We start from the raw sequence: 23,524 nt of genomic DNA on the forward strand, positions 1-23,524 counted from the left end.
ATACTTAAATTTATAAATATACAAAATAGGACAATGGGTGTACTATGTATGTGAATAAATTCGCATGAAGCGTAACCGATAAGAGATGGGGGAATCAAGATTCATGAAGACAAGAAACTGGAAACACCTTATGAAGCTAGTCGTGCTGACTGCTGCTGTCAGTGTAGTAGCTGCCGGATGCGGTAGCGCAAATCAGGCAGGAAATGCCAAAGATACTAATACAGGAGCTGCTACAGCTGTACCTGCTGAGGCCGTTACGATATCGCTGGGACTGCTGCCATCCATCGATGCAATTCCATTTATTATTGCCCATGAGCAGGGATTTGATCAGAAGCATCATGTGAACCTGGATATCCAGACCTTCAAGAGCGCGAAGGATCGTGATGTGGCTTTTCAGGCGGGTAAGGTAGATGGCCTCAGTGCGGATCTGGTGGCAATCTCGATCTATAATGAAGCAGGACTCGATGTCAAAATCACCAGCACGACCACAGGTGAATTCGACCTGCTGACCGGAAATGATGAAGTGAAAGAGGTAAAGGATCTGAAGGGGAAGACCGTCATCCTGTCCAAGAATACCTCAACCCAGTATACCGTTGCCATGATGCTGAAGCAGGCAGGCCTGACGGAAGCCGATATTACTGTAACGGAAGTGCCGCAGATTCCAACGCGTCTGGAGCTGCTTAAGAATCATAAGGCGGATGCGGCTGTTTTGCCGGAGCCTTTTGTCACCATGGGCCGTACTGCCGGTCTGCGCGTTCTCAGCTCCACCCATAGTGCGGGGATCAATCCGTTTGTGCTGGCTTTTCCACAGAGTGCCATTGATGCCAAGGGTCAGGGAATCCGCGATATGTACGCCGCTTATGATGAGGCTGTCGATTATATGAAGACGCATGACCAATCGGAATATATCGACCTGATTATTAAGGAAGTGGGCTATCCCGATACGCTGAAGAATGAGATTAAGGTGCCGGAGTATCTGCCTGCGAACCAGGTGGATGTGAAGGAAGTGGAGGCTGCTTTTGCCTGGGCCCGTGAAAAAGGACTGTTGACCAAAACGCTATCGGCTGAAGATGTGATCTCCGATGTCCAGTTTAAAAAATAGCGGTCTCCGCATTAATCAGCTCCATGTAGCTTATCAGAACGGGCAGCTGGCCCTGGGGGAAATGAACCTGACCCTGCCGGAGCACGGGATTTATACGGTGATCGGTCCCTCGGGCAGCGGCAAATCCACGCTGCTGCGGGCGATTGCCGGACTGCTGCCCGGTTACGAAGGCGAACTGCTCTTCAATGGCAGATCTGTCCATGACAAGGACACGCTGATCGGGCTCGTGCCGCAGAATTATGGTCTGCTGCCCTGGAAGACGGTCCGTGACAACATTCGGATTGCGATGCGGATCGCCCGTCCGGGCGGGGCAGGCCACAATCGGCGGGAGCAGGACCGGCAAATTATGCACTGGCTTGAATCCATGGGAATCGCCCAGCTCGCCGGCCGGTTTCCGCTCTCACTGAGCGGCGGTCAGCAGCAGCGGGTGGCCATTGCCCGCGCCTTTGCCATACTGCCGACGCTTCTGCTGCTGGATGAGCCGTTCTCGGCGCTGGATGCCATTACGCGGGAAGGGCTGCAGCAGATTTTTATCGACAACTGGCAGGCGCATCCGGCGACCACGCTGTTCGTGACCCACGATGTGGAGGAGGCGATTCTCTTGGGACAGAAGATTATCATCATGCTGCCGGGCCAGCAGGAGCCGCCGGAGATTCTCGATAACGCTGCTGTATTTGCCATGAAGCATTCCCAGAAGCGGGAGAGCGATGAATACTTCGAGCAGACGAAGAGAATCCGAAAGGTAATGATGGAGAAATGGTAAAACGACGGCATTTTATTCACCTGCTGCGCCTGCTGCTTGTTTTTGCCGGAATGAATGCAGTCTGGTATGTCGCTTATCTGCTGATGAATCACGCGATTCTGCCCAGCCCCGGCGCGGTCTATAAGGCAATGTTTCAGCTCGGGGCCCATGATGTGGTGCTGAATGTAGGCTACAGCCTGATGCGGATTACGGAAGGTGTGCTGCTGGCTCTGCTGCTGGGGCTGCTGGCCGGTCTGCTAATGGGCCGCTCTCCTTTCTGGAACCGGATATTGGACCCGGTCGTCTATCTGACCTATCCGATTCCCAAAATTGCGCTGCTGCCGGTGGTTATGCTCTTCTTCGGTCTCGGAGAAACCTCCAAGGTGCTGATGATTATGCTGATCCTGCTGTTTCAGGTCATTATCTCGGTACGCGATGGTGTGAAGGCTATTCCTGAGAGTACTTATGATGTCCTGACGAGTATTGGTGCCAGCACGATGCAGAAATTCTGGAATGTGACGCTTCCCGGCGCTTTATCGGTGATCCTCAGTACGATTCGCATTTCGCTGGGTACAGCGATTTCCGTACTCTTTTTCACCGAAATCTACGGCACGGAGCATGGCATGGGCTTCTTTATCATGGATGCCTGGCTGCGGCTGGACTACCCTGAGATGTATGCCGGAATTATGCTGTTCAGTCTGGTGGGATTCGTGCTGTTCCTGCTGGTGGATGTGCTGGATTACAGATTCATGAAGTGGCGGAGATAGTGTTTGAGTGGGAGCAACGTGAGCACTTGGGTGGACGCTGCGCGAACGGACCGTTGTTCCAATCGCTGTGGTCTCCAGATTTTTTTTATTCCCCTATGTGGTGAAAATCCGGAGACCAAGGCGACCGCTGCCGCTTCTACACAATCGTTCCGTCCTCTCCGCTGTTTAAGCGGTATACAATACATCTAAGTTTCAAAAACTCAAAAAGAAATCGCCCTTTTGGTAAGATGGAAGATCGACCATCCATCCCAAAGGGGCGATTTCTTTTTTATGGACTATATAAGACGAACTAAAGAATTAACAAAAAGCAAAAAGAAACGGAGGGGGAATTTGGAACTGTAGGAGCGGAAGCGACCGCCTGAAAGCTTTCCGAAGGAAAGCTCGCATCGTAAGCAAAAGCTGTATTTGGATTTCTACCGCGAGCAGCGGTTTCAATCAGGAAATTCAAATACAATAGCGGCCGGAAGTCCAAATGTTCACCGCAGCGACGACCAAGCTTTGAGTTCTAATCTTAAGGGCATCTTATAGAGCTTTTCTTTCTAATATAGATTATTTACCGAGCTGCTTATCGACTTCCTTGACAGGATTCTCGCCGACATTCTCTTCGGTCTTGACACTGCTCATGAACCAGCCTGTAGCTGCAATGATGATCAGAACTACATAGAAGGTCAGTTTCCACCAGGTGCTGTGTGCGAAGTCTTCAGACAATACACCCAGAGCAGGATGGGCCAGCGTGATGACTGCGAGCTTAACCCCTACCCAGCCGACGATGAAGAAGGCAGCAACCTCAAGACCCGGACGGGTGTGAAGCAGCTTAACGAAGAAGGAAGCAGCGAACCGCATAATCACGAGACCAATGAACCCGCCCGCGAAGATTACAAGGAACTGTCCGCCGTCGAGGCCGCCGATGTTGCGGATACCACTTGCCGGAAGAGCAACGGCCAGGGCTACGGCTGCGAGGATGGAGTCTACAGCAAAGGCAATATCTGCTACCTCGACCTTAAGTACGGTGAACCAGAAGCTGGCTTTCTTCTTATTTACAGCTCCAGGGCTTCCGCTTTCAGCGGCGTCTTCCGTGACCGGCTTAGCGAATAACACTTTTCGGAAGATGTGATTCCCCGCGATAAATAACAGATATAGCGCACCGATGGCTTGTACCTGCCAGATGTCTACCAGATAGGAGATGACGAACAGCGATCCGAACCGGAACACAAACGCTCCAGCCAATCCGTAGAACAATGCCTTCTTACGTTCCTCATCAGGAAGATGCTTAACCATAATTGCGAGTACAAGTGCGTTGTCTGCGGCAAGCAGCCCTTCCAGTGCTACGAGAACGAGCAATACCCATCCGTACTCTAATAATAATCCCCAATCCATTGCTGTTTCCTCCTCAAGTGGGTTTAGCTGCTTTTTGAGAAACTAACGGTGATACCATTAGTTTAACCAAAAATATATATAAAAAAGACCTTTACCAAACAGATTAGCCTTTGGAATAAAGGTAACCTGGTTGGTAAAGGTCTCGCTAACAATAATCTATTGCCGATAAAACCGGAGAATATCCTCATATTCTCGTATTGACGATTTTATCTAACAGCTACTCCCCTTTACGGGATTATATGAAATTTTAGGTGATTCGTTTCTGGCTAAAAGTATCATATCCGAGTTAAGAGGTGTTGTCAATGTTTTTGTAAGAACAACTATCAATAGAAATGACAGGCCTGAAAACGGAAACATGATAAGTGTGAGTCATGTAAGTTGACATGTCATATGGCGAAACTGCAAACAAAAGGAAATAAAGGGCAAAACGAACGTTGGACTAATTGACGATCCCCGGTAATGAAAATATGATGAAACTAATTAAAGCGGCCAAGTGAAATTAATGTTAGATAAAATAACATTAACCAAAACAAAGGCTATTTGAACCATAAACTTTTAGGAGGTGGGAAATGATGCAGCCGTCATGTCTATCAAGTGAAGCGGAAGAGGAGATTAGCCGCCACCCTTGCTACAGCGAGGAGGCCCACCGTTTCTATGCCCGGATGCACATCCCGGTTGCTCCCGCCTGTAACATCCAGTGCAATTACTGTAACCGCAAGTTCGACTGTGTGAATGAGAGCAGGCCGGGCGTGGTCAGTGAGGTGCTTACTCCGGAGCAGGCGGAACGCAAGGTGCGGGGAGTTGCCGCTGGGCTGATGCAGCTCTCGGTCGTGGGTGTAGCCGGACCCGGAGATCCGCTGGCGAACCCGGAGCAGACCTTCGATACCTTCGCCCGGGTCAGGAAGCATGTGCCTGATGTCTCCCTCTGTCTCAGCACTAACGGACTCACGCTGTACCGGCATGTGGATGAGATTATGGAGCTGGGCATTCGCCATGTCACGATCACCATCAACGCCATTGACCCTGAGGTCGGCCAGGCGATTTATCCCTGGGTGTTCGATGAAGGCGTACGGTACGAAGGCAGAGAGGCAGCCGAGCTGCTGATCCGCCGTCAATTACTGGGACTTGAGATGCTGGCGAAGCTGGGGATTCTGGTCAAAGTGAATTCCATTATGATTCCGGGGGTTAACGATCATCATCTGACTGCAGTGTCAGCGCGGGTAAAAGAGCTCGGAGCCACGCTGCACAATGTAACACCGCTTATTATCGCACCGGGCAGCCAGTATGAAGCGGATGGCCGCAAGGCACCCCGTCCGAAGGAATTGCTTAATTTGCAGGAGCAGCTGGGCCGCGGGGGAATGAAGGTTATGCGCCATTGCCGGCAGTGCCGGGCCGATGCGATCGGGCTGCTGGGCCAGGACCGCAATCCCGATTTTCCGCTCGAAGCGATGGAGGCTGAGCCAGTCATTAATGAAGAAGCCCGGGCGATGTTCCAGCGTGAGCTGGACACCAAGATCCGCGAGCGCGTCTTGGCCAGACAGGCCAGACGCATTCAGGCCGGCGGGCCGAAGACACGGGTCGCGGTTGCCACCAGAGGCGGCGACAAGGTGAATCAGCATTTCGGTCATGCCACTGAGTTCCTGGTCTACGACACCGACGGAACGGATGTACAGCTCCTGGGTGTCCGCAAGATCCAAGCCTATTGCCATGGCAAGGCCGATTGTAACGGTGACAAAGCAGCTACGCTGCAAGAAATTATATCAATTCTAAGTGACTGCCGTATTCTTCTCTGCTCCGGCATCGGCGAGGCCCCAAGGGCCAGCCTGAACGCAATCGGTGTCCTGCCTCTTGTCCGCAAAGGCGGCATTCAGGAAGCCATTCTCGAAAGCGTGAAGTACAGCTCTTATTTTGAAAAACTAAACATTTCGAAGGGATGATGAACAATGAGACAAATCGCGTTCTACGGTAAAGGCGGTATCGGTAAATCGACAACTTCACAAAACACCCTGGCTCAGCTGGCAACCAAATTCCAACAAAGAGTCATGATCGTAGGCTGCGACCCGAAGGCGGATTCCACCCGTCTGATCCTGAATACCAAAGCCCAGAACTCCGTGCTGGAGCTGGCGGCTGAGCTTGGCTCCGTAGAGGACCTGGAGCTTGAGGATGTGCTGCAGACAGGCTTCGGCGACATTATTAACGTAGAGTGCGGCGGACCGGAGCCGGGGGTAGGCTGCGCAGGACGCGGGATTATCACTGCAATTAACTTCCTGGAGCAGGAGGGCGCCTATCAGGATCTGGATTTCGTCTCCTATGACGTACTGGGTGACGTAGTATGCGGCGGGTTCGCCATGCCGATCCGTGAGGGCAAGGCCCAGGAGATCTATATCGTCTGCTCCGGCGAGATGATGGCGATGTACGCAGCGAACAATATCGCCCGAGGTATCCTGAAATATGCCACTAGCGGCGGCGTAAGACTCGGCGGCCTGATCTGCAACAGCCGGAATACAGACCGTGAGGATGAGCTGATCATGGAGCTGGCCCGCCGCCTGAACACACAGATGATTCACTTTGTTCCCCGCGACAACATCGTTCAGCATGCTGAGCTGCGCAGAATGACCGTAGCCCAATATAATCCTGAGCACCAGCAGGCGAAAGAATATGAAATACTGGCCGAGAAAATCCTCAATAACAAAATGCTGACGATCCCTACCCCGATCTCGATGGAAGAGCTGGAAGAGCTGCTGATGGAATTCGGCATCATTGAAGATGAAGAAGCTGCGATCAAGAAGCTGGCGGCTTCCGGGCAATAAGGCTTACTGAAGAACTTAACAAAAAGCGTAAAGAAGCGGAGGGGAAATTTGGAACTGGAGGAGCGGTAGCGTCCGCCTTTGTCTCCGGATGTTATCCGCTAAGCGGAATAATAAAAAACATCTGGAGACAACAGCGGCTGGAAGTCCGAATGTTCACCGCAGTGACGACCACGCTTTAAGTTCAACTCATAGGTAAGCCATTAAGAAAAGGAGGGTCAAACCATGGGACTCAATATTGAAGAGAATCAGAAGCTGGTTGAAGAGATTCTGGAAGCCTATCCCAAAAAGGCGCGGAAGGACCGTGAGAAGCATTTTCAGGTGGCGGATGAAAAGGCCATTGATTGCAGCACCTGTGCGGTAAAGTCCAATATCAAATCCCGTCCGGGTGTCATGACCCCGCGCGGCTGCGCCTATGCCGGCTCCAAAGGGGTGGTCTGGGGTCCGATCAAGGATATGGTCCATATCAGTCACGGGCCGGTGGGCTGCGGACAGTATAGCTGGGGCTCACGCCGTAACTTTGCGAATGGGACGCTTGGCATCGATAACTTTACGGCGATGCAGATTACCAGTGATTTTCAGGAGACGGATATTGTGTTCGGCGGGGATAAGAAGCTGGCCGTCATTATGCGTGAGATTACCGAGATGTTCCCGCTGGCTAAGGGGATCTCTGTCCAGTCGGAATGTCCGGTCGGCCTGATCGGTGATGATATCGAAGCGGTGTCGAAGAAGATGTCCAAGGAGCTGGAAATGCCGGTTGTTCCGGTACGCTGCGAAGGCTTCCGCGGAGTCAGCCAGTCGCTGGGCCATCATATTGCGAACGATGCGATCCGTGACTTCGTGATGGGCCGTGCCGAGCTGGCGGAGACCGGTCCCTACGATGTGAATATCATCGGCGACTATAACATTGGCGGCGACGCCTGGGCCTCCCGTATCCTCCTGGAAGAGATGGGCCTGCGCGTTATTGCCCAGTGGTCCGGTGACGGCTCTCTGAACGAGCTGGAGGTAGCCCACAAGGCGAAGCTGAACCTGATCCACTGCCATCGCTCCATGAACTATATGGTAGACCATATGGAGAAAACCTACGGTATCCCTTATCTGGAATACAATTTCTTCGGGCCTACGAAGACGTATGAGAGCCTGCGGGCGATTGCAGCCTTGTTCGATGAGACAATTCAAGAGAATTGCGAGCAGATGATTGCCAGATACAAGCCGGTCATGGATGCAGTGATCCGCAAATACAGACCTCGTCTGGAAAATAAGACCGTCATGCTGATGATCGGGGGCCTGCGTTCCCGCCATACCATCGGTGCTTATGAAGATCTGGGGATGGATATCGTAGCCTCCGGTTATGAATTCGCCCATAAGGATGACTATGAGAAGATGCTCCCGATGCTTGCCGAGGGAACCATTGTCATGGATGATCCTACAGCTTATGAGCTGGAAGAGCTCACGAAGAAGATGAACATTGATCTGGTGGGCTCAGGCGTGAAGGAGAAATATGTCTATCACAAGATGGGCGTGCCGTTCCGTCAGATGCATTCCTGGGATTACAGCGGCCCGTATCACGGCTTCGACGGCTTTAAGGTGTTCGCTAAGGATATGGATATGACCGTGAACAGCCCGGTATGGGATCTGGTGAGCAGACAAGGAACAATGGAGCCGAAGGAGGCGGGCGTATGAGCAGGGATGAACTGAACATTAAAGATAATACCAGCTTGTTCAAGGAAGAGCGTTATGTGCAGCAGCGGGAGAACAAGAAGCAGTTCGAAGCGCCCTGCAGCGAGCAGGAGACCGCCGAAGCACTCGCGTACTCCAAGTCCGCCGAATATATGGAGAAGAATTTCAACCGCCAGAATGTGGTGATCAATCCGCATAAAGCGTGCCAGCCGCTGGGTTCGGTCATGGCCGCGCTCGGATTCGAGAAGACACTGCCGTTCGTACACGGGTCGCAGGGCTGTAACGCCTACTTCCGCAGCCATCTCAGCCGCCACTTCAAGGAGCCTACGCCGTCCGTGTCCACGTCCATGACAGAGGATGCCGCTGTATTCGGCGGGATGAATAACCTGATTGACGGTCTAGAGAACAGTGTCGCCTTGTACAAACCGGAGATGGTTGCGATCTGTACCACCTGTATGGCTGAGGTCATCGGGGATGACCTGAACTCTTTTATCGGCAATGCCCGCATTAAAGGGGTGATCAGTGAGGAATATCCGGTAGCCTACTGCAACACGCCGAGCTTCGTCGGCTCACATATCACTGGCTACGACGCCATGATCAAGGGTATCCTGAGCTACCTCTACACCCGTTCGGGTATCGAGAGCAAGCCGGGAAGCGGCGCGGAGAGTGGAGAGAAGCTGAATGTGATGCTGGGCTTTGAGCCATACACCGGGAACTTCGCGGAGCTGCGCAAGATTCTGGGAGCCTTCGATACCAAGTACACCATACTTGGAGACCACAGCGGGAACTACGATTCACCGGCAACCGGAGAGTATGAATACTACTACGGCGGCACGAAGCTTGCGGATGTTCCGCAGGCAGCCAATGCGCTTGCCACCTTGTCCCTGCAAAAGTATACGCTGAAAAAGACCCAGGAATATATCAGCGGTACCTGGCACCAGCAGCTGGCAGCGTTATCCACGCCGCTGGGCATTAAGGGCACAGATACGCTGCTGGATACGATCAGCGAACTGACCGGTCTCCCGATTCCAGCAATACTCACGGAAGAACGCGGCCGTGTCGTGGATGCGCTGATGGACAGTCACCCTTATCTGCATGGCAAGCGGGTAGCGCTGGTAGGCGACCCGGACCTGCTCATCGGCCTGATCGGGTTCTGCCTGGAGACCGGGATGGAGCCGGTGCACATTATCTGCTCGAACGGTGATGTGGATTTCAATGAAGTGAAGTTCAAGGACGAAGCTGAATCGCTGCTAGCAGCAAGCCCGTATGGCACCGAAGCTACTGTGCATGTCGGCAAAGACCTGTGGCATATGCGCTCGCTGCTGCTGAATGACAAGGTGGATCTGGCGATTGGCAGCTCCCATCTGAAGTTTGCCGCCAAGGATGCGGAGGTGCCGCTGGTGCGGGTCGGCTTCCCGATCTTCGACCGCCATCATATGCACCGTTATCCGATTATCGGGTATCAGGGAACACTCAACCTGCTCAGCCTGATCGTGAACACGATTTTGCAGCAGCTTGATGATCATAACTCCGGCTTTAATTTTGAGCTGGTGCGCTAGAGCCGTTTGTCTTTAGCCATTAATAAGATAGAAGTGCGCAAGATTCGTGTGGAACACAAGCCTCTTAAGCGAAGGAGATGAAGAGCCGATGGACCCTTTACGGCAAGATGATTTTGATTCCCAGGCTTGCGGGAGTATAGCGCCTAAGGCGAAGCCCTGTCCAAGGCCCAAGCCGGGCGAAGCTGCTGGAGGCTGCTCCTTCGACGGAGCCCAGATCACGCTGCTGCCGATTATGGATGCTGCGCATCTGGTTCACGGACCGATTGCCTGCGCCGGAAACAGCTGGGAGAGCAGAGGCGCGTTATCCAGCGGCCCCTCCCTGTCCCAATACGGCTTCGCTACGGATCTTACGGATTCTGATATTATTTTTGGCGGCGAGAAGAAATTGAAGGACAGCATTGATTATATTGCCGGGCGCTTTGCGCCTCCGGCAATATTTGTATATTCAACCTGCGTGACCGCGCTGATCGGCGAAGATATGGATGCGGTCTGCAAGGAGGCGGGGGACCGGATCGGGATTCCTGTTATCCCGGTGAACAGCCCTGGCTTTGTCGGCAGCAAGAATCTCGGGAACCGGCTGGCGGGGGATGCGCTGCTGCAGTATGTCATCGGGACGGGAGAGCCGGACCCGGAGACGGCCCTGGGGGTCAACCTGATCGGGGAGTACAATATCGCCGGTGAGATGTGGGATATTGAGAAGCTGATGAACAGCGCCGGGATCGCCGTAACCTCGCGGATTACGGGGGATGCCCGCTATAAAGAAATTACGTGGGCGCACCGGGCGAGAGTGAATATGGTGGTCTGCAGCCGGGCGCTGCTGGGCTTTGCCAAGGAGATGGAGGCGAGATACGGTATCCCGTATTTCGAAGGCTCGTTCTATGGTGCGAAGGAGACGACCTATTCGCTGCGCCAGATGGCCTATCTGATGAATGACCGGGAGATGGAGCGGCGGGTGGACCGGCTCACCGAGCGGGAGGAAGCCCGCTTAAGCCAGGAGCTGCGGCCTTACCGCAAGCTGCTGAGGGGGAAGCGGGCTGTACTCTATACGGGCGGCGTCAAAAGCTGGTCCGTCATCTCGGCCCTGAAGGAGCTGGGCGTTCAGGTCGTCGGGGTAGGGACGAACAAAAGCACGGAGGATGATGTGCGGCGGATTGCCGACCGTGTGGGTGATGATACAGAATACATTCCCGAGGGCGGGGCCAGCCGGATTATTAAGACGGTAAGAGAGCGCAAGGCGGATATTATGATTGCCGGCGGCCGCAATATGTATGTGGCGATGAAAGAGCAGATTCCCTTCATTGATATTAATCAGGAGCGCCACAAAGCGTATGCCGGATATGAAGGGCTGCTGCGGCTGGCCAAAGAGTTGACCTATTCACTTGCGAACCCGATCTGGAAGCTGGCAGCAAGCCCCGCTCCCTGGGATAAGGAGGCACCGCCCTATGACCGTTAACCGGAGAAAAAAGCCCGCATCTGTCAACCCGATGAAGATCGGGCAGTCGCTGGGTGCCGTACTGGCCTTGCAGGGCTGTTACCGCGCCATGCCGCTGATTCACGGCTCCCAGGGCTGCTCCGCTTTTCCGAAGGCGCTCCTGACCCGGCATTTCCGGGAACCGATAGCCGTTCAGACCTCGGCGCTGCAGGAGATGGATGTCATCTTCGATGCCAACCGCAATCTGGAGGAGGCGCTGAATCTGGTGCTGAGCAAGCACCGCCCGGATATCATCGGCATCATTGGGACGGAATTGACCGATGTGGCCGGTGTGGATTATCAGAACATGCTTAAGACGTATAAAAGAGAGCGGAATTTGCGCGGAGGTCTCGCCTTCTCCGTGGTGCTGCCTGATTTTCGCGGATCGCTGGAATCGGGCTTCAGCTCTACGGTGGAGTCTATGATCGACGAGATGATCCAGCAGGTAGGACACCGGGGTCAAAGAAGCGTGAACACCCGGCAGATTACCTTGTTACCGGGTTCGTTCTTAACTCCGGCCGATGTGATGGAGCTGAAGGAGATCATCTCCTCGTTCGGCTTCGAGGTGATTGCGCTGCCGGATATCTCGACCTCCTTGTCTGGCCATCTGCTGACCGGCTTCTCGCCGCTGACGCGCGGCGGGGTTCCGCTGGATTCTATGCTCCAGAGCCTGCAGTCCGGGCTGACGATTGCCGTGGGCGGCAGCATGGAACGTCCGGCCAGACGGCTGCATAATGCGATAGGGACCCCGTATAAGGTATTCGAAGGGTCAATGGGGCTTAAAGCGACCGATGAACTGCTCCATTTCCTGCATCAGATCAGCGGGGAGCCGGTGCCGCTGCGGTATTGCTGGCAGCGGGAGAATCTGCTCGACAGCATGCTGGACGCCCATTTTCAATTTGCCGGAATGTCGGTTGTTGCCGCATTGGAACCGGATCATCTGCATTCGGTCTCGGGGTGGCTGGAGGAGCTGGGCGTAGAGCAGAAGGCGCTGATCACTTCGTTCGAGACCCCGCTCATTGCCGGAATGGAGCGCGAGGTGTGGGTGGGCGATCTGGATGATGCCGAGGTGCTGGGCAAGGGAGCGGATCTCTGGATCAGCAATTCCCACGGGATCGCCGGGGCACAGCGGATCGGTGCCGCGTTCATGCCGGCCGGGTTCCCGGTCTGGAATGAGCTTGGCGCTTACATGTCTGTCTCGGCCGGGTACCGGGGAGCGATGGAATGGAGCAATAAGGCAGGTAATCTGTTAATGCAAAGGGAGGCAGGGCACCGTGAAAGTAGCGTTCGCCACAGATGATGGAAGCCGTGTGAATGCGCATTTCGGACAGAGTCCGATGTTCGCTGTATATAATGTAACGAAAGCCGGGGCCGAGCTGGTGGAGCTGCGCAGACTGTCTGCCGTACCGCACCAGGATGAAGCTGGCAAAATCGACAGCCGCCTGGATTCCGTAGACGACTGCACCCTGATCTTCATCATGCAGATCGGCGCATCGGCCGCTGCGCGGGTAACACGCCGGAAGATTATGCCGGTGAAGGTTCCGTTCGGCAGCCCTATCGAGGAGCAGCTGAAGCGGCTGGTCGAGATGCTTCAAGGCAAGCCTCCGATGTGGCTGGCCAAGGTGCTGCGGGCGGAGGAAGCGGAAGAGAATGAAGGAGGAGAAGCGGATGGAACCCATGGCTAATGAGAGTGCGGCGCTGCAGGGTACGGTGGTTCCGGGAGCTGTGGCGGTGAGACAGCGCAGTCCCAGAGCGCGCAAGGAGCTGGATCCGGAGACCGCAGATGCTCTGATCCGGCGTCTGTGTCATCTTCTGGATGCCGGAGATTTCTTTGGACGTAACAGCAGTCTTCCTCCGCTGGAGAAGATCGCGAAGCTGTTCCTGGCGTCTGCCGGGGATAAGGATCAATCGGAATTCAATTGCGCGGTGTCGCCCAAGGTCCGCCAGCAGGTGCCGCTGCTGTTCCAGGCCATGGCAGGCGTTATGGAGGAGAGAACCGGCCTTATGATCCAGAGTACAGCGGAGATTAACGGCGAGGGCTTCGGACGGGGGCTGCTCTACAGCGGCAGAGTCATTGTGGTGCTTAAAAGCCTGCGGGCCGGCTTCCCCTTCCCGTTCACTTCGGCAGAGAAGACGATCTCGTACGGGGTGGAGTGCATTGAAGAAGGAATGGCATGGCTGGAGAAATATAAAGAGCTGACTTCAGCGCACGGCCTGCTTAGCCTGGAGGGCTAGAGTAAGAAAGGAATATCTATATAAGAAACACTAAAAAAATAACAAAAAGCAAAAGAAGCGGAGGGGAAATTTGGAACTGTAGGAGCGGTAGCGACCGCCTTTGTCAACGGATTTCAACCGCGAACAGCGGGAAAATTCAAGAAATCTGTTGACGGGCAGCGGCCGGAAGTCCAAATGTTCACCGCAGTGACGATAAAGCTTCAAGTTTAAACCTTAAGTACGTCTTATATAACTGGTTACAGGGGGGGAGTCAGGGATGGAGCAGCTTGCCGGAGGGTTGGAGCTGGAACGGTACACCCGGCAGCTGAAGCTGGTCGGGGAAGACGGGCAGAAGGCGCTGAAGGAAGCGACGGTTATGGTCGCCGGAATCGGCGGGCTTGGCGGAACGGCTGCCCTCTATTTGGCGGCGGCTGGAGTAGGCCGGCTTATTTTGGCCCATGAGGGGGTCATTGTAGCCCCTGACCTGAACCGGCAGATTCTGATGGACAGCGGGCATCTGGGTCAGGAGCGGATGAGTACGGCGATTGCCCGGCTGAAGCAGCTGAATCCGCATGTAGAGATTGAAGGCTATAATTCCAGAATTGAATATCCTCAGGCACGCCCCTGGGTGGAATCGGCCGATCTTGTGATCGATGCCCGCTACGACTTCCCGGAGCGTTATGCGCTGAACCGGCTATGTGTCGATACGAATACACCTATGGTGGAAGCGGCCATGTATGGCTTTGAAATATCGCTTACTACGGTGATTCCCGGACTTACGCCTTGCCTCGAGTGCCTGTATCCGGAACTGCCGCCGCAGTGGGAGCCGCTCGGGTTCCCGGTTCTGGGCGCCACCTCCGGGATTGCCGGTTGTCTGGCAGCGCTGGAGGCCGTAAAATGGATTACAGGGGTAGGGACAACTTACGCGGGCGTAATGCATCGCTTCAGCTCACTCGACTTCGCCTGTTATAGCGTCCGTATTGCCCGTAATCCGAATTGCGCTTGCTGCGGAGAGGGAGGTAAACCGTGAAACGTCTCAAGCTATGTGACACGACACTCAGGGATGGTGAACAGGCGGCTGGAGTATCATTCACGAGGGCGGAAAAGCTGGAAATCGCAAAGTTGCTGTCGGAGAGCGGAGTAGAGCAGGCAGAGGTAGGCATTCCTGCCATGGGCAAGCGGGAGCAGGAGGATATTGCCGCTGTTGCTGAGCTGGGATTACCCATGAAGCTAATGACATGGAACCGCTCGGTGCCAGGGGATATTGACAAGGCCAAGGCTACCGGCGTGAACTGGAGCCATATCTCCATCCCGGTGTCGGAGATTCAGCTGCAGGGCAAGCTGGGGCTGACGCCCCGGGAAGGTCTGAACAAGCTGCTGCGTACCGTGGAGTACGGGCTGCGGCAGGGCATGACCGTATCGGCAGGCATGGAGGATTCCTCAAGGGCGGATATGAGCTTCCTGATTGAAGTGGTGAATACCTTATACAAGGAAGGCATCCGCCGGTTCCGGTATGCAGATACTGTCTCGGCCCATCATCCGGGCCAGATGGCAGAGCGGGTAAGCCGGCTGCTGGGAGAAGTGCCTGAGGATGTGGAGCTGGAGGTACACTGCCACAATGACTTCGGGCTGGCCTGTGCGAACACGCTCAGCGGAATAGCTGCCGGAGCGGTGTGGGCCAGTACCACGGTGGCCGGGATCGGCGAGAGGACCGGCAATGCGGCCATGGAGGAAGTAGCCATGGCCTGGCGCTATTTGTACGGCGGGGAATGCGCGGTCCGGCTGGAGGGGCTCCAGGGCCTCGCCGACAAGGTAATCGCCGCGTCCGGCCGCAGTGTCGGCGATGCGAAGCCGGTCGTGGGACAGCTCGCCTTCACCCATGAATCCGGGATTCATGTGGACGGGCTTATGAAGGAGCAGGAGACGTATCAGTTCTTCGATCCGGCGGTGGTCGGCCGCGCGCACCGCTATGTGCTGGGCAAGCATTCCGGCAGCGGCGGCGTGGCCCATGTGCTGGAGCAGCAGGGACTTGCGGTCAGCGCCGAGACGGCCGGCCGTCTGCTGGAGAAGGTCCGTGCCTACGCGGAGGCCCGCAAGGGCACTGTGCCGGAAGTCATGCTGCTGCAGTGGCTGATGGAAGAGCAGCAGCGCGCGCAGAATGCGGTATAGGCAACGCACTAAAGAATTTAACAAAAAGCAAAAAGAAGCGGAGGGGAAATTTGGAACTGTAGGAGCGATAGCGACCGCCTTTGTGTTTGGATTTCTACCACGAGGAGTGGTTGCAATTAGGAAATCCAAAATACAACAGCGGCCGGAAGTCCAAATGTTCACCGCAGTGACGACCAAGCTTTGAGTTCTACTCTAAGTGCGTTTTATATATGCTGATGCTTAAGCTGGGCTGTCCTCCATGTGGAGTGCGGCGCAGCTTTTTTTGGAATACAACGGCTGATGATATCCGGGGCTTGCAGGCCGGGGGGAGAATAGACTCTACTTTGACGGAGGATTTTGTTACAATTTGAGCAGGCTGTAAATAGGCAGAGCGTATGGAGAAGGGAAGGCATCACTTTGAAGAAAACGATTTTTTTCGATATTGACGGTACGATCTATGATGAAGACAAGAATATTCCGGCTTCCACCAGAGAAGCGATAGCGGAGCTGAAGAGACGCGGGCACCATGTAGCAATTGCTACCGGAAGAGCGGATTATATGTTCGAGGGGCTGCGCGAGGAGCTGGGAATTGACTCATATGTCTCGCTGAACGGGCAGTATGTAGTCTATGAAGGGAAGCCGGTGTACAAGAACCCGATTGCGACCAGCGTGCTGGAGGAGCTGACCTTGTTCGCGGAGAAGCTGGATCACCCTGTTGCGTATACAGATACGGCGGGCATGAGAGTGAATGTGGCCGATCATGAGTACATCAATACGAGCGTTGGTTCGCTGAAGCTGGTATTTCCGACGCATGACGCCGGATATTTCCTGAAGAATGACATTTACCAGGCGATGATCTTCTGTCCGCAGGAGAGTCAGCAGATCTATGCCGAGCGGTACCCGGAGCTGAATTTCATCCGCTGGCACCCGCTGTGTATGGATGTGCTGCCCGGCAACGGCTCCAAAGCGAATGGGATCGCGGAGATGTTGAAGGTGATCGGGGTGAAGAAGGAAGAGGTCTATGCTTTTGGCGATGGCCTGAATGATGTGGAGATGCTGGGGTATGTCGGGTATGGCATTGCCATGGGCAACGGCGAGAAGGCAGCGAAGGCGGCCGCCTCCTTCATTACGAAATCTGTCCGCGAGGACGGGATCTATGAAGGCTTGAAGATGGTCGGGCTGCTGTAAATAGGAGCACTCGGTTGCTATGGTCTCACTTCATTGAACTCTTGAGGGGATATTCTTACTCCCGGATTTAGCATGGTGCTTTACTGGACGAGTATTCGATTGCAGTTTATGCAATGGAATACTCTTTTTTTGCATTGCAATCAAATATGATCAACGGGGCAATGAAAGCTTTTTGTCCGGCAATAGTATATGTTTTTGGTGGACGGGTGGTGAGCGGGTATGAGAACAAATTCCGGCCTGACGGGGTGAATTGAGCTTGTCCATCCTGTACAATTAACCACTTTTCCATAAAATAATTATTTGCCTACAGGATGAATGTCCATGCCCTTTCTGGGTGAACGGAGTAGGATACATAGAGTCTATAGGAGGTGTCAAATATGGGTCGTACGGAACATAAGAAGAAAAAGCGGAGCTGCACAGAGGAGCTTATGGGATGCCCTTTGCCGAGAGCGAAACGTCCCGTGAGAAAACGGAAGGACAACAATTGCAGCTGCAAGAAAAATATTATCGTCAAAAAGCAAATTGTCCGCGTTAATATTCCATTAGGTGCTTTGGGTGCAGCCGGAGCCGCAGGAGCCTTGAATGCGGCTGGAGCTGTAGAAGCACTGGGAACAGCTGGAGCAGCCGGAGCCGCAGGAGCGCTGGGAGCCGCCGGAGCCGCAGGTGCGCTCGGAGCCGCAGGAGCGGCCGGTGCGCTTGGGGCGGTTGGAGCAGCGGGAGCAGCGGGTGCACTTGGAGCCGCGGGAGCGGCTGGTGCGCTGGGAGCCGCAGGAGCAGGCGGGGCAGCAGGAGCAGGCGGGGCAGCTGGTGCCCGTGGAGTAGCCGGGGCTGCCGGGCTTCTGGGTGCAGCGGGAGCCGCCGGAGCATTGGGTGCAGCCGGAGCTCAGGGTGCACTCGGAGCCGCAGGAGCAGCTGGAGCAGCCGGTGCGTTAGGTGCAGCGGGAGCAGCTGGGATAGCCGGAGCGCTGGGAGGGATTGGCCCGGCAGGGCCAGCGGGCGCACCAGGACCCGCAGGACCTGCGGGAGCAGTAGGACCGGCAGGTCCCGCAGGAGCGGGCGGAGCGGCAGGCCCTGTAGGCCCGGCAGGTCCTGCCGGAGCAGCTGGAGCAGCCGGACCCGCCGGGGCCACAGGCGCTACAGGTGCAGCAGGGCCAGCTGGAGCCACAGGGGCTACAGGTGTAGCAGGGCCAGCTGGAGCCACAGGGGCAACAGGAGTTGCCGGTCCAGCGGGTGCAACCGGGGCCACAGGAGCGGCTGGAGGAATCGCCCAGTTCGCTTATGTATATAACCTCGGAGCACAGGTAGTGCCGATTGAGGCAGATGTGTCTTTTGATACAAATGGGCTGATTACCCCGGGAATTACACATGCCCCTGGGACAACTACAATTTCGGTTGCCAATGCCGGAATCTATGAGGTTAATTTCTCGGTATCCGGTGTGGAGCCCAGCCAGTTCGCCCTATTCGTGAATGGGGCACAGGTTCCGGGAACGGTCTACGGATCGGGCGCAGGCACTCAGCAGAATACCGGGCAGGCGATCATCGCTTTATCCTCAGGTGATGTGCTGACGCTCCGGAATCACAGCTCGTCTGCCGCCGTCACACTGCAGACGCTGGCTGGGGGCACACAAGCCAATGTCAATGCTTCGATTGTGATTAAGCAGCTGGCCTAGCAGATCAACTGCAAGGATAAAGAGCAGGGTTGTTTAGAGGGCGGGGGACCTGATCAGGTTTCCGCCCTTTCTTTTTTCGGCAAGGGTCTATAAGGCTTGTAGATACGCAGTTGTTGAAGTTGCTGTTCTGGGGTTGACACTAAGGAGCAGTTATACGCTTTTTAGACAAATTGTTATTCACTTCAGCCAGTGTGGTTAAGATATATTATTATGTCTAGCACCACAGGAATCGAGAGAAGCGGAGGTATCTGAAGTGAACCCTAAATGGTGGAAAGAGAGTGTTGTCTACCAGATCTATCCGATTAGCTTCATGGACAGTAACGGTGACGGCATTGGAGATCTGCGCGGGATCTTATCGAAGCTTGATTACTTGCAGGACCTCGGGGTGGATGTGATCTGGGTCTGCCCGATTTATAAATCCCCGAACCATGACAATGGCTATGATATCAGCGACTACTGCGACATTATGAAGGAATTCGGCACGATGGATGACTTCGACCTGCTGCTGCGCGAGATGCATTCCCGCGGCATGAAGCTGATGATGGATCTGGTGCTGAACCATACCTCGCATGAGCACCCGTGGTTCGTTGAATCGAGAAGCTCGAAGGATAATCCCAAACGGGACTATTATATCTGGCGCAAAGGCAAAAACGGCGGACCCCCGAACAACTGGGAATCCTACTTCAGCGGCTCGGTCTGGGAGCGTGACCCCCGGACGGATGAATATTATCTGCACTTGTACTCCAGGTTCCAGCCCGATCTCAACTGGGAGAATCCGGCCGTCATCGACAAGCTGCACGAGATGGTGCAATGGTGGCTGAAGAAGGGTGTGGATGGCTTCCGCTTCGATGCAATTGCCCATATCGTGAAGGCGGAAGGCTACCCGGATGCCCTGAATCCCGGCGGCACCCCCACTGTCCGCGCCTATGACATGTTCTCGAACCTGAATCATGTGCATACCCTGCTGCAGAATCTGCACGATCAGGTGCTCTATTACTACGACATCATGACGGTAGGGGAGACCTCCGGCCTCGGGCCGGAGCAGGCGCTGGATTATGTTGGAGACGGACGCCGCGAGCTGAATATGACCTTTCAGTTCGAGCATATGAATCTGGATGCCGCCTCGCCGGGCAGCGGGAAATGGGATGTGGTGCCCTGGAAGCTGACGGAGCTTAAGACCATCATCAGCGATTGGCAGACCGTCCTGCATAACCGGGGCTGGAACGCCAACTATCTGTGTAATCACGACCAGCCGCGCTCGGTCTCGCGGTTCGGCGATGACCTGTACTACCGGGTTCCGTCGGCCAAGATGCTCGCCACCTTCATTCATATGCTTGAAGGCACGCCGTATATTTATCAGGGTGAGGAGATCGGCATGACCAATGTGGCCTTCGAGTCGATCGATGATTACCGGGATGTGGAGACCTTGAACTATTATGAGGAAAAGCGCAACGCCGGTGTTCCCGAAGCCGACATCATGGCTGCTATTCATACCAAAAGCCGCGACAATGCCCGGACTCCGATGCAATGGGATGATGGCGAGGATGGCGGGTTCACCACAGGTGTCCCGTGGATCAGGGTCAACTCGAACTCCCGGGAGATCAACGCAGCAAGCAGCGTCAAGGACCCCGACTCTATTTACAACTATTATAAGAAGCTGATCCAGCTGCGTAAAAAACATCAGGTCATCGTCTACGGCGAATATGGACTGCTGCTGAAGGAGCATCCCGAAATCTATGCCTATACCCGGACGCTGGAGGACGAGCGCCTGCTTGTGATCCTGAATTTCTTCGGGCATGAGCCGGTATTCGAGCTGCCGGAGGAATTCCAGCCGGCCGCGAAGCTGGAACTGCTGATCTCCAATTATGAGCCTGCTCAGGAGGAGGATCTCCAGCAGTTGAAGCTCCGCCCTTATGAAGCGCGCGTGTATCTGCAGCGGATAGATAAGGGTTCTGCTTAAGCGAACCCAAGCGATAATTAAGCATAGAACCGAACGAATCCACAACCGACCTATAGATGTGCAGCAGTTCTGGCGGGAACGCCGGGACTGCTGTTTGTTATGCGGAAGACTGAATACATATACGCCGCGAGGTAATATGTTTTTAACCCGCACTGTGATCCTATTCCTTTAAATATAAATAAATGATTATGTGTTGCAGGTCTGTGACTTCGCTGGGCTTCTACACTAAAAGGCGGTACAATAGGCGTTATTAGAGACAGGGATAAGCCCGTGCGGTGAAGCGGGGTATGGAGGGAGTTAGGAGAGAGATGAGTGAGTGGTATGAGCAATGTTTTGGCGAGGACTATCTGATTGTATACAGACACAGGGATTTCAGCGGTGCGCGTCATGAGGTGGAGAGCCTGATCCAGTGGCTTGGCCTGCCCCGGGGCGCGAAGGTGCTGGACCTCTGCTGCGGCATGGGCCGCCATTCGCTGGCTCTGTCGCAGGCTGGCTATGAAGTAACGGGCGTGGATCTGTCGGAGGTGCTGCTGCGTGAGGCGCGTGCGCAGGCGGGTGCGGAGCAGGTAACCTGGCTGCGCTCGGATATGCGTGAGCTTCCGCTTACGGGCGGCTTTGATGCTGTGGTCAATTTGTTCACTTCTTTTGGGTATTTTGAAGAGGATGAGGAGCAGATTAAGGTGCTTAAGGAGATCTGCCGGATGCTGAAGCCGGGTGGCCGGTTCCTCATTGATTTCCTGAACCCGGCTTACGTCATCCGCCATCTGGTGCCCCATTCGGTCCGCGAGGATGGAGATATCACGATTGACGAGACCCGCCGGATCGAGGAGGGGTATGTGAAAAAGGAGATCCTGCTGACCTCGAAGGCCGGGAGCGCTCCGGCCCGCAAGTGCCAGGAACGGGTGAAGCTCTACACGCTGGAGGATTTCCGCAGAATGCTTGACGCTGCCGGGCTGCGGCTGGATACCGTTCACGGCGGCTACGATGAAGAGGAATATGACGCTGAAGCCTCAGCCCGCATGATCTTCATGGGAGGCAGACCTTAGAGATGGCATCAGGGAGAGGGCTTAGAGGAGGCGAAGGAAGGTTGAACAAGGAGATCATTCAAGCTTGGGACGAAGGAGTTCTTCAGGTATCTGTACCAATGAGGCTGCCGCTGCGCCAGATTAACAGCTATCTTCTGCCGGACAAGGACGGCAGGGTTACGGTCATTGATCCAGGCCCGCATACACCGGCTGCCGAGCTTGCCTGGCAGGGGGTACTCGAGGCGCTGAGCCTTACCTGGACGCAGGTGCGGGATATCGTGGTGACCCATCATCATCCCGACCATTACGGGCTGGCAGGCTGGATGCAGTCCCGCAGCGGAGCGCGGGTGTGGATGAGCGAGCGGGCGCATGCCGAGGCTGCCCTGGCCTGGGGGGACGAGGCGATTCTGAATGAGGCGCTGCCGCTCTTTTTCCGGCGGCATGGCATGCCGGAGGAGTGGCTTCTGGGTATCCGGGAGCATCTGGATAGCTTCCTGCCCGAGGTGACCCCGCAGCCGGAGGTCACCTATATCAATGCCGCGGAGCCGTTTGTGATGGGCAGCCGGAAATGGCAGCCCATTATCACAGGCGGGCATGCGCCGGGGCATGTGTCGTTCTACCACGGCGGCAGCGGGCAGATCCTCTGCGGCGATGCTGTGCTGCCGCAGATCTCGCCCAATGTCGGCCTGCAGCCGGGCAGCGATCCGCAGCCGCTGCTGACGTTCCTGGAGGGGCTGCGGGAGCTGCGCAGCCTGCGGGTTACGATGGCGTTCCCGGGCCACCGGGAACCGTTCCCGGGGTTCACGGCGCGGGCGGACAGCCTGCTCCGGCACCATGAGGAGCGGCTGGATGCTACAGCCGCGCTGCTCGCAGGCGGACCGCAGAGCGGGTTCGCGGTCTGCGAGGGGCTGTTCCGCAGCCGGGTCGCGACAGCGCACCAGATGCGGTTCGCCATGAGCGAGGCGCTGGCCCATCTGGCCGAGCTGGTGCGCCGGGGGCGGGCGGCCGAGACGGAGGCCGGGCCAGGCGGCGGCCTGCTTTTCACGGCTGTGGAGTAGACTGGCGCGAGGAAGCAGTGCGTGCTCCTGGCAGCAGATTACAACATACTGTAATCTGCTGCCGCTGCTCATCACATGTAGTTCATAACACATACACGTAGCTCATCACACTCAGCCAATTACAAGTAGCTCATAACACGTAACTCACAATTCATAACTCTTAAGCTCACAACCCGTAACTCACAACCCGTAACTCAATGGTACAACCCGCTGCTGATACCCCGCTGCACACAACCCGTTGACTCTAACATGCTTATTCGCCTGATGTTACGCTCACATTATTCTGAGAACCTAGAGAACTGGAATGCCTGGAAGAAATGACTAATTCGTTGGTGAAAACTTGTAGTCTGTAATCAACACATCTCATCCCTCCTCCAAAGTCGGCTGTAAGCGGTGAGGTATGAGATTCAAAGGGATAAATCCCATTGATTTTGCTGAAAATGGCGGATGTGTAGAAATGAAAGGGATAAATCCCATTGATTCAGCTGAAAATGGCGGATGAGCAGAAATGAAAGGGATAAATCCCATTGATTCAGCTGAAAATGGCGGATGAGCAGAAATGAAAGGGATAAATCCCATTGATTCAGCTAGAAGTGGCGGATGTGTAGAAATGAAAGGGATAAATCCCATTGATTCAGCTGAAAATGGCGGATGAGCAGAAATGAAAGGGATAAATCCCATTGAGCAGTCTGAATGAAGAGCACAAGTGCCAGTGAATTCGGCGAAAGCGGGCGGGGAGGGTAAATGAAGAGCACA

Annotated in this window: 20 protein-coding genes; 18 read left to right on the plus strand and 2 right to left on the minus strand. The window is 55.0% G+C overall.

The genetic code is table 11. From position 1 onward, the window contains the following. The first annotated feature begins 103 nt into the window (after positions 1 to 103). Genes MKY64_RS01095 through MKY64_RS01105 form a run of 3 tightly spaced genes read left to right on the plus strand, consistent with a single transcriptional unit; the run spans position 104 to position 2,611 of the window. A complete protein-coding gene (locus MKY64_RS01095) occupies positions 104 to 1,102 on the plus strand; it encodes an ABC transporter substrate-binding protein (protein WP_036723493.1) in 999 nt (332 codons plus the stop codon). Next, positions 1,083 to 1,865 (plus strand): ABC transporter ATP-binding protein, encoded by a 783-nt coding sequence (locus MKY64_RS01100; RefSeq protein ID WP_340950518.1) that lies wholly within the window; start codon positions 1,083 to 1,085, stop codon positions 1,863 to 1,865. The genes MKY64_RS01095 and MKY64_RS01100 overlap by 20 nt, the downstream gene beginning before the upstream one ends. Beyond that, positions 1,859 to 2,611 carry an ABC transporter permease gene (locus tag MKY64_RS01105; protein ID WP_340950519.1) on the plus strand — a complete coding sequence of 251 codons (753 nt, stop codon included), beginning with the start codon at positions 1,859 to 1,861 and terminating at the stop codon, positions 2,609 to 2,611. The genes MKY64_RS01100 and MKY64_RS01105 overlap by 7 nt, the downstream gene beginning before the upstream one ends. A gap of 549 nt (positions 2,612 to 3,160) precedes the next feature. Here the strand turns inward: MKY64_RS01105 and MKY64_RS01110 are convergent. Next, positions 3,161 to 3,988: a TerC family protein gene (locus tag MKY64_RS01110; protein WP_076083072.1), complete on the minus strand. Its 828-nt coding sequence runs from the start codon at positions 3,986 to 3,988 to the stop codon at positions 3,161 to 3,163. 569 nt (positions 3,989 to 4,557) lie between these two features. On the opposite strand from MKY64_RS01110, the gene nifB reads away from it, so the two are divergent. The 15 genes from nifB to MKY64_RS01185 all read left to right on the plus strand — a co-directional run bounded on the left by nifB (position 4,558) and on the right by MKY64_RS01185 (position 22,768). Next, complete coding sequence (gene nifB, locus MKY64_RS01115; RefSeq protein WP_340950520.1) at positions 4,558 to 5,925, plus strand: nitrogenase cofactor biosynthesis protein NifB; 1,368 nt, start codon at positions 4,558 to 4,560, stop codon at positions 5,923 to 5,925. A gap of 6 nt (positions 5,926 to 5,931) precedes the next feature. Then, complete coding sequence (nifH, locus tag MKY64_RS01120; RefSeq protein ID WP_339250748.1) at positions 5,932 to 6,798, plus strand: nitrogenase iron protein; 867 nt, start codon at positions 5,932 to 5,934, stop codon at positions 6,796 to 6,798. A gap of 222 nt (positions 6,799 to 7,020) precedes the next feature. Further along, complete coding sequence (nifD, locus tag MKY64_RS01125; protein ID WP_036723484.1) at positions 7,021 to 8,478, plus strand: nitrogenase molybdenum-iron protein alpha chain; 1,458 nt, start codon at positions 7,021 to 7,023, stop codon at positions 8,476 to 8,478. Further along, positions 8,475 to 10,034 (plus strand): nitrogenase molybdenum-iron protein subunit beta, encoded by a 1,560-nt coding sequence (gene nifK / locus MKY64_RS01130; RefSeq protein WP_340950523.1) that lies wholly within the window; start codon positions 8,475 to 8,477, stop codon positions 10,032 to 10,034. Before nifD ends, nifK begins: the two co-directional genes overlap by 4 nt. 88 nt (positions 10,035 to 10,122) lie before the next feature. Next, entirely contained in the window at positions 10,123 to 11,487 is a 1,365-nt protein-coding gene (gene nifE / locus MKY64_RS01135; protein WP_340950525.1) for a nitrogenase iron-molybdenum cofactor biosynthesis protein NifE, read from the plus strand. Next, on the plus strand, positions 11,477 to 12,805 hold the full coding sequence (gene nifN / locus MKY64_RS01140; RefSeq protein WP_340950527.1) for a nitrogenase iron-molybdenum cofactor biosynthesis protein NifN: 1,329 nt from the start codon (positions 11,477 to 11,479) through the stop codon (positions 12,803 to 12,805). Before nifE ends, nifN begins: the two co-directional genes overlap by 11 nt. Further along, positions 12,780 to 13,190, plus strand: coding sequence for a nitrogen fixation protein NifX (gene nifX / locus MKY64_RS01145; protein ID WP_340950528.1), 411 nt, complete (start codon positions 12,780 to 12,782; stop codon positions 13,188 to 13,190). Before nifN ends, nifX begins: the two co-directional genes overlap by 26 nt. Then, the gene (locus MKY64_RS01150) at positions 13,174 to 13,740 is read left to right on the plus strand and encodes a DUF269 domain-containing protein (protein WP_340950529.1); all 567 of its coding nucleotides are present in this window, start codon (positions 13,174 to 13,176) and stop codon (positions 13,738 to 13,740) included. Before nifX ends, MKY64_RS01150 begins: the two co-directional genes overlap by 17 nt. Positions 13,741 to 13,996: 256 nt before the next feature. Continuing rightward, entirely contained in the window at positions 13,997 to 14,749 is a 753-nt protein-coding gene (locus MKY64_RS01155; RefSeq protein WP_340950530.1) for a HesA/MoeB/ThiF family protein, read from the plus strand. Further along, a complete protein-coding gene (locus MKY64_RS01160; RefSeq protein ID WP_036723473.1) occupies positions 14,746 to 15,888 on the plus strand; it encodes a homocitrate synthase/isopropylmalate synthase family protein in 1,143 nt (380 codons plus the stop codon). Before MKY64_RS01155 ends, MKY64_RS01160 begins: the two co-directional genes overlap by 4 nt. A gap of 396 nt (positions 15,889 to 16,284) precedes the next feature. Then, positions 16,285 to 17,055, plus strand: a complete 771-nt coding sequence (locus tag MKY64_RS01165) for a Cof-type HAD-IIB family hydrolase (RefSeq protein WP_076083110.1) — start codon at positions 16,285 to 16,287, stop codon at positions 17,053 to 17,055. 377 nt (positions 17,056 to 17,432) lie between these two features. Then, positions 17,433 to 18,725, plus strand: a complete 1,293-nt coding sequence (locus tag MKY64_RS01170; protein WP_340950532.1) for a BclA C-terminal domain-containing protein — start codon at positions 17,433 to 17,435, stop codon at positions 18,723 to 18,725. Between the two features lie 253 nt (positions 18,726 to 18,978). Then, a complete protein-coding gene (locus tag MKY64_RS01175) occupies positions 18,979 to 20,685 on the plus strand; it encodes a glycoside hydrolase family 13 protein (RefSeq protein WP_340950534.1) in 1,707 nt (568 codons plus the stop codon). Between the two features lie 308 nt (positions 20,686 to 20,993). Continuing rightward, positions 20,994 to 21,731, plus strand: coding sequence for a class I SAM-dependent methyltransferase (locus tag MKY64_RS01180; protein WP_340950536.1), 738 nt, complete (start codon positions 20,994 to 20,996; stop codon positions 21,729 to 21,731). A gap of 41 nt (positions 21,732 to 21,772) precedes the next feature. Then, positions 21,773 to 22,768, plus strand: coding sequence for an MBL fold metallo-hydrolase (locus tag MKY64_RS01185; protein WP_340950538.1), 996 nt, complete (start codon positions 21,773 to 21,775; stop codon positions 22,766 to 22,768). Between the two features lie 363 nt (positions 22,769 to 23,131). Here the strand turns inward: MKY64_RS01185 and MKY64_RS01190 are convergent, their stop codons facing one another. Then, a complete protein-coding gene (locus MKY64_RS01190) occupies positions 23,132 to 23,449 on the minus strand; it encodes a hypothetical protein (RefSeq protein ID WP_340950539.1) in 318 nt (105 codons plus the stop codon). Between the last annotated feature and the right edge of the window lie 75 nt (positions 23,450 to 23,524).

This window comes from Paenibacillus sp. FSL R7-0210 (assembly GCF_038009085.1).
In the GTDB taxonomy this organism is placed as follows: domain Bacteria; phylum Bacillota; class Bacilli; order Paenibacillales; family Paenibacillaceae; genus Paenibacillus_AQ; species Paenibacillus_AQ silagei.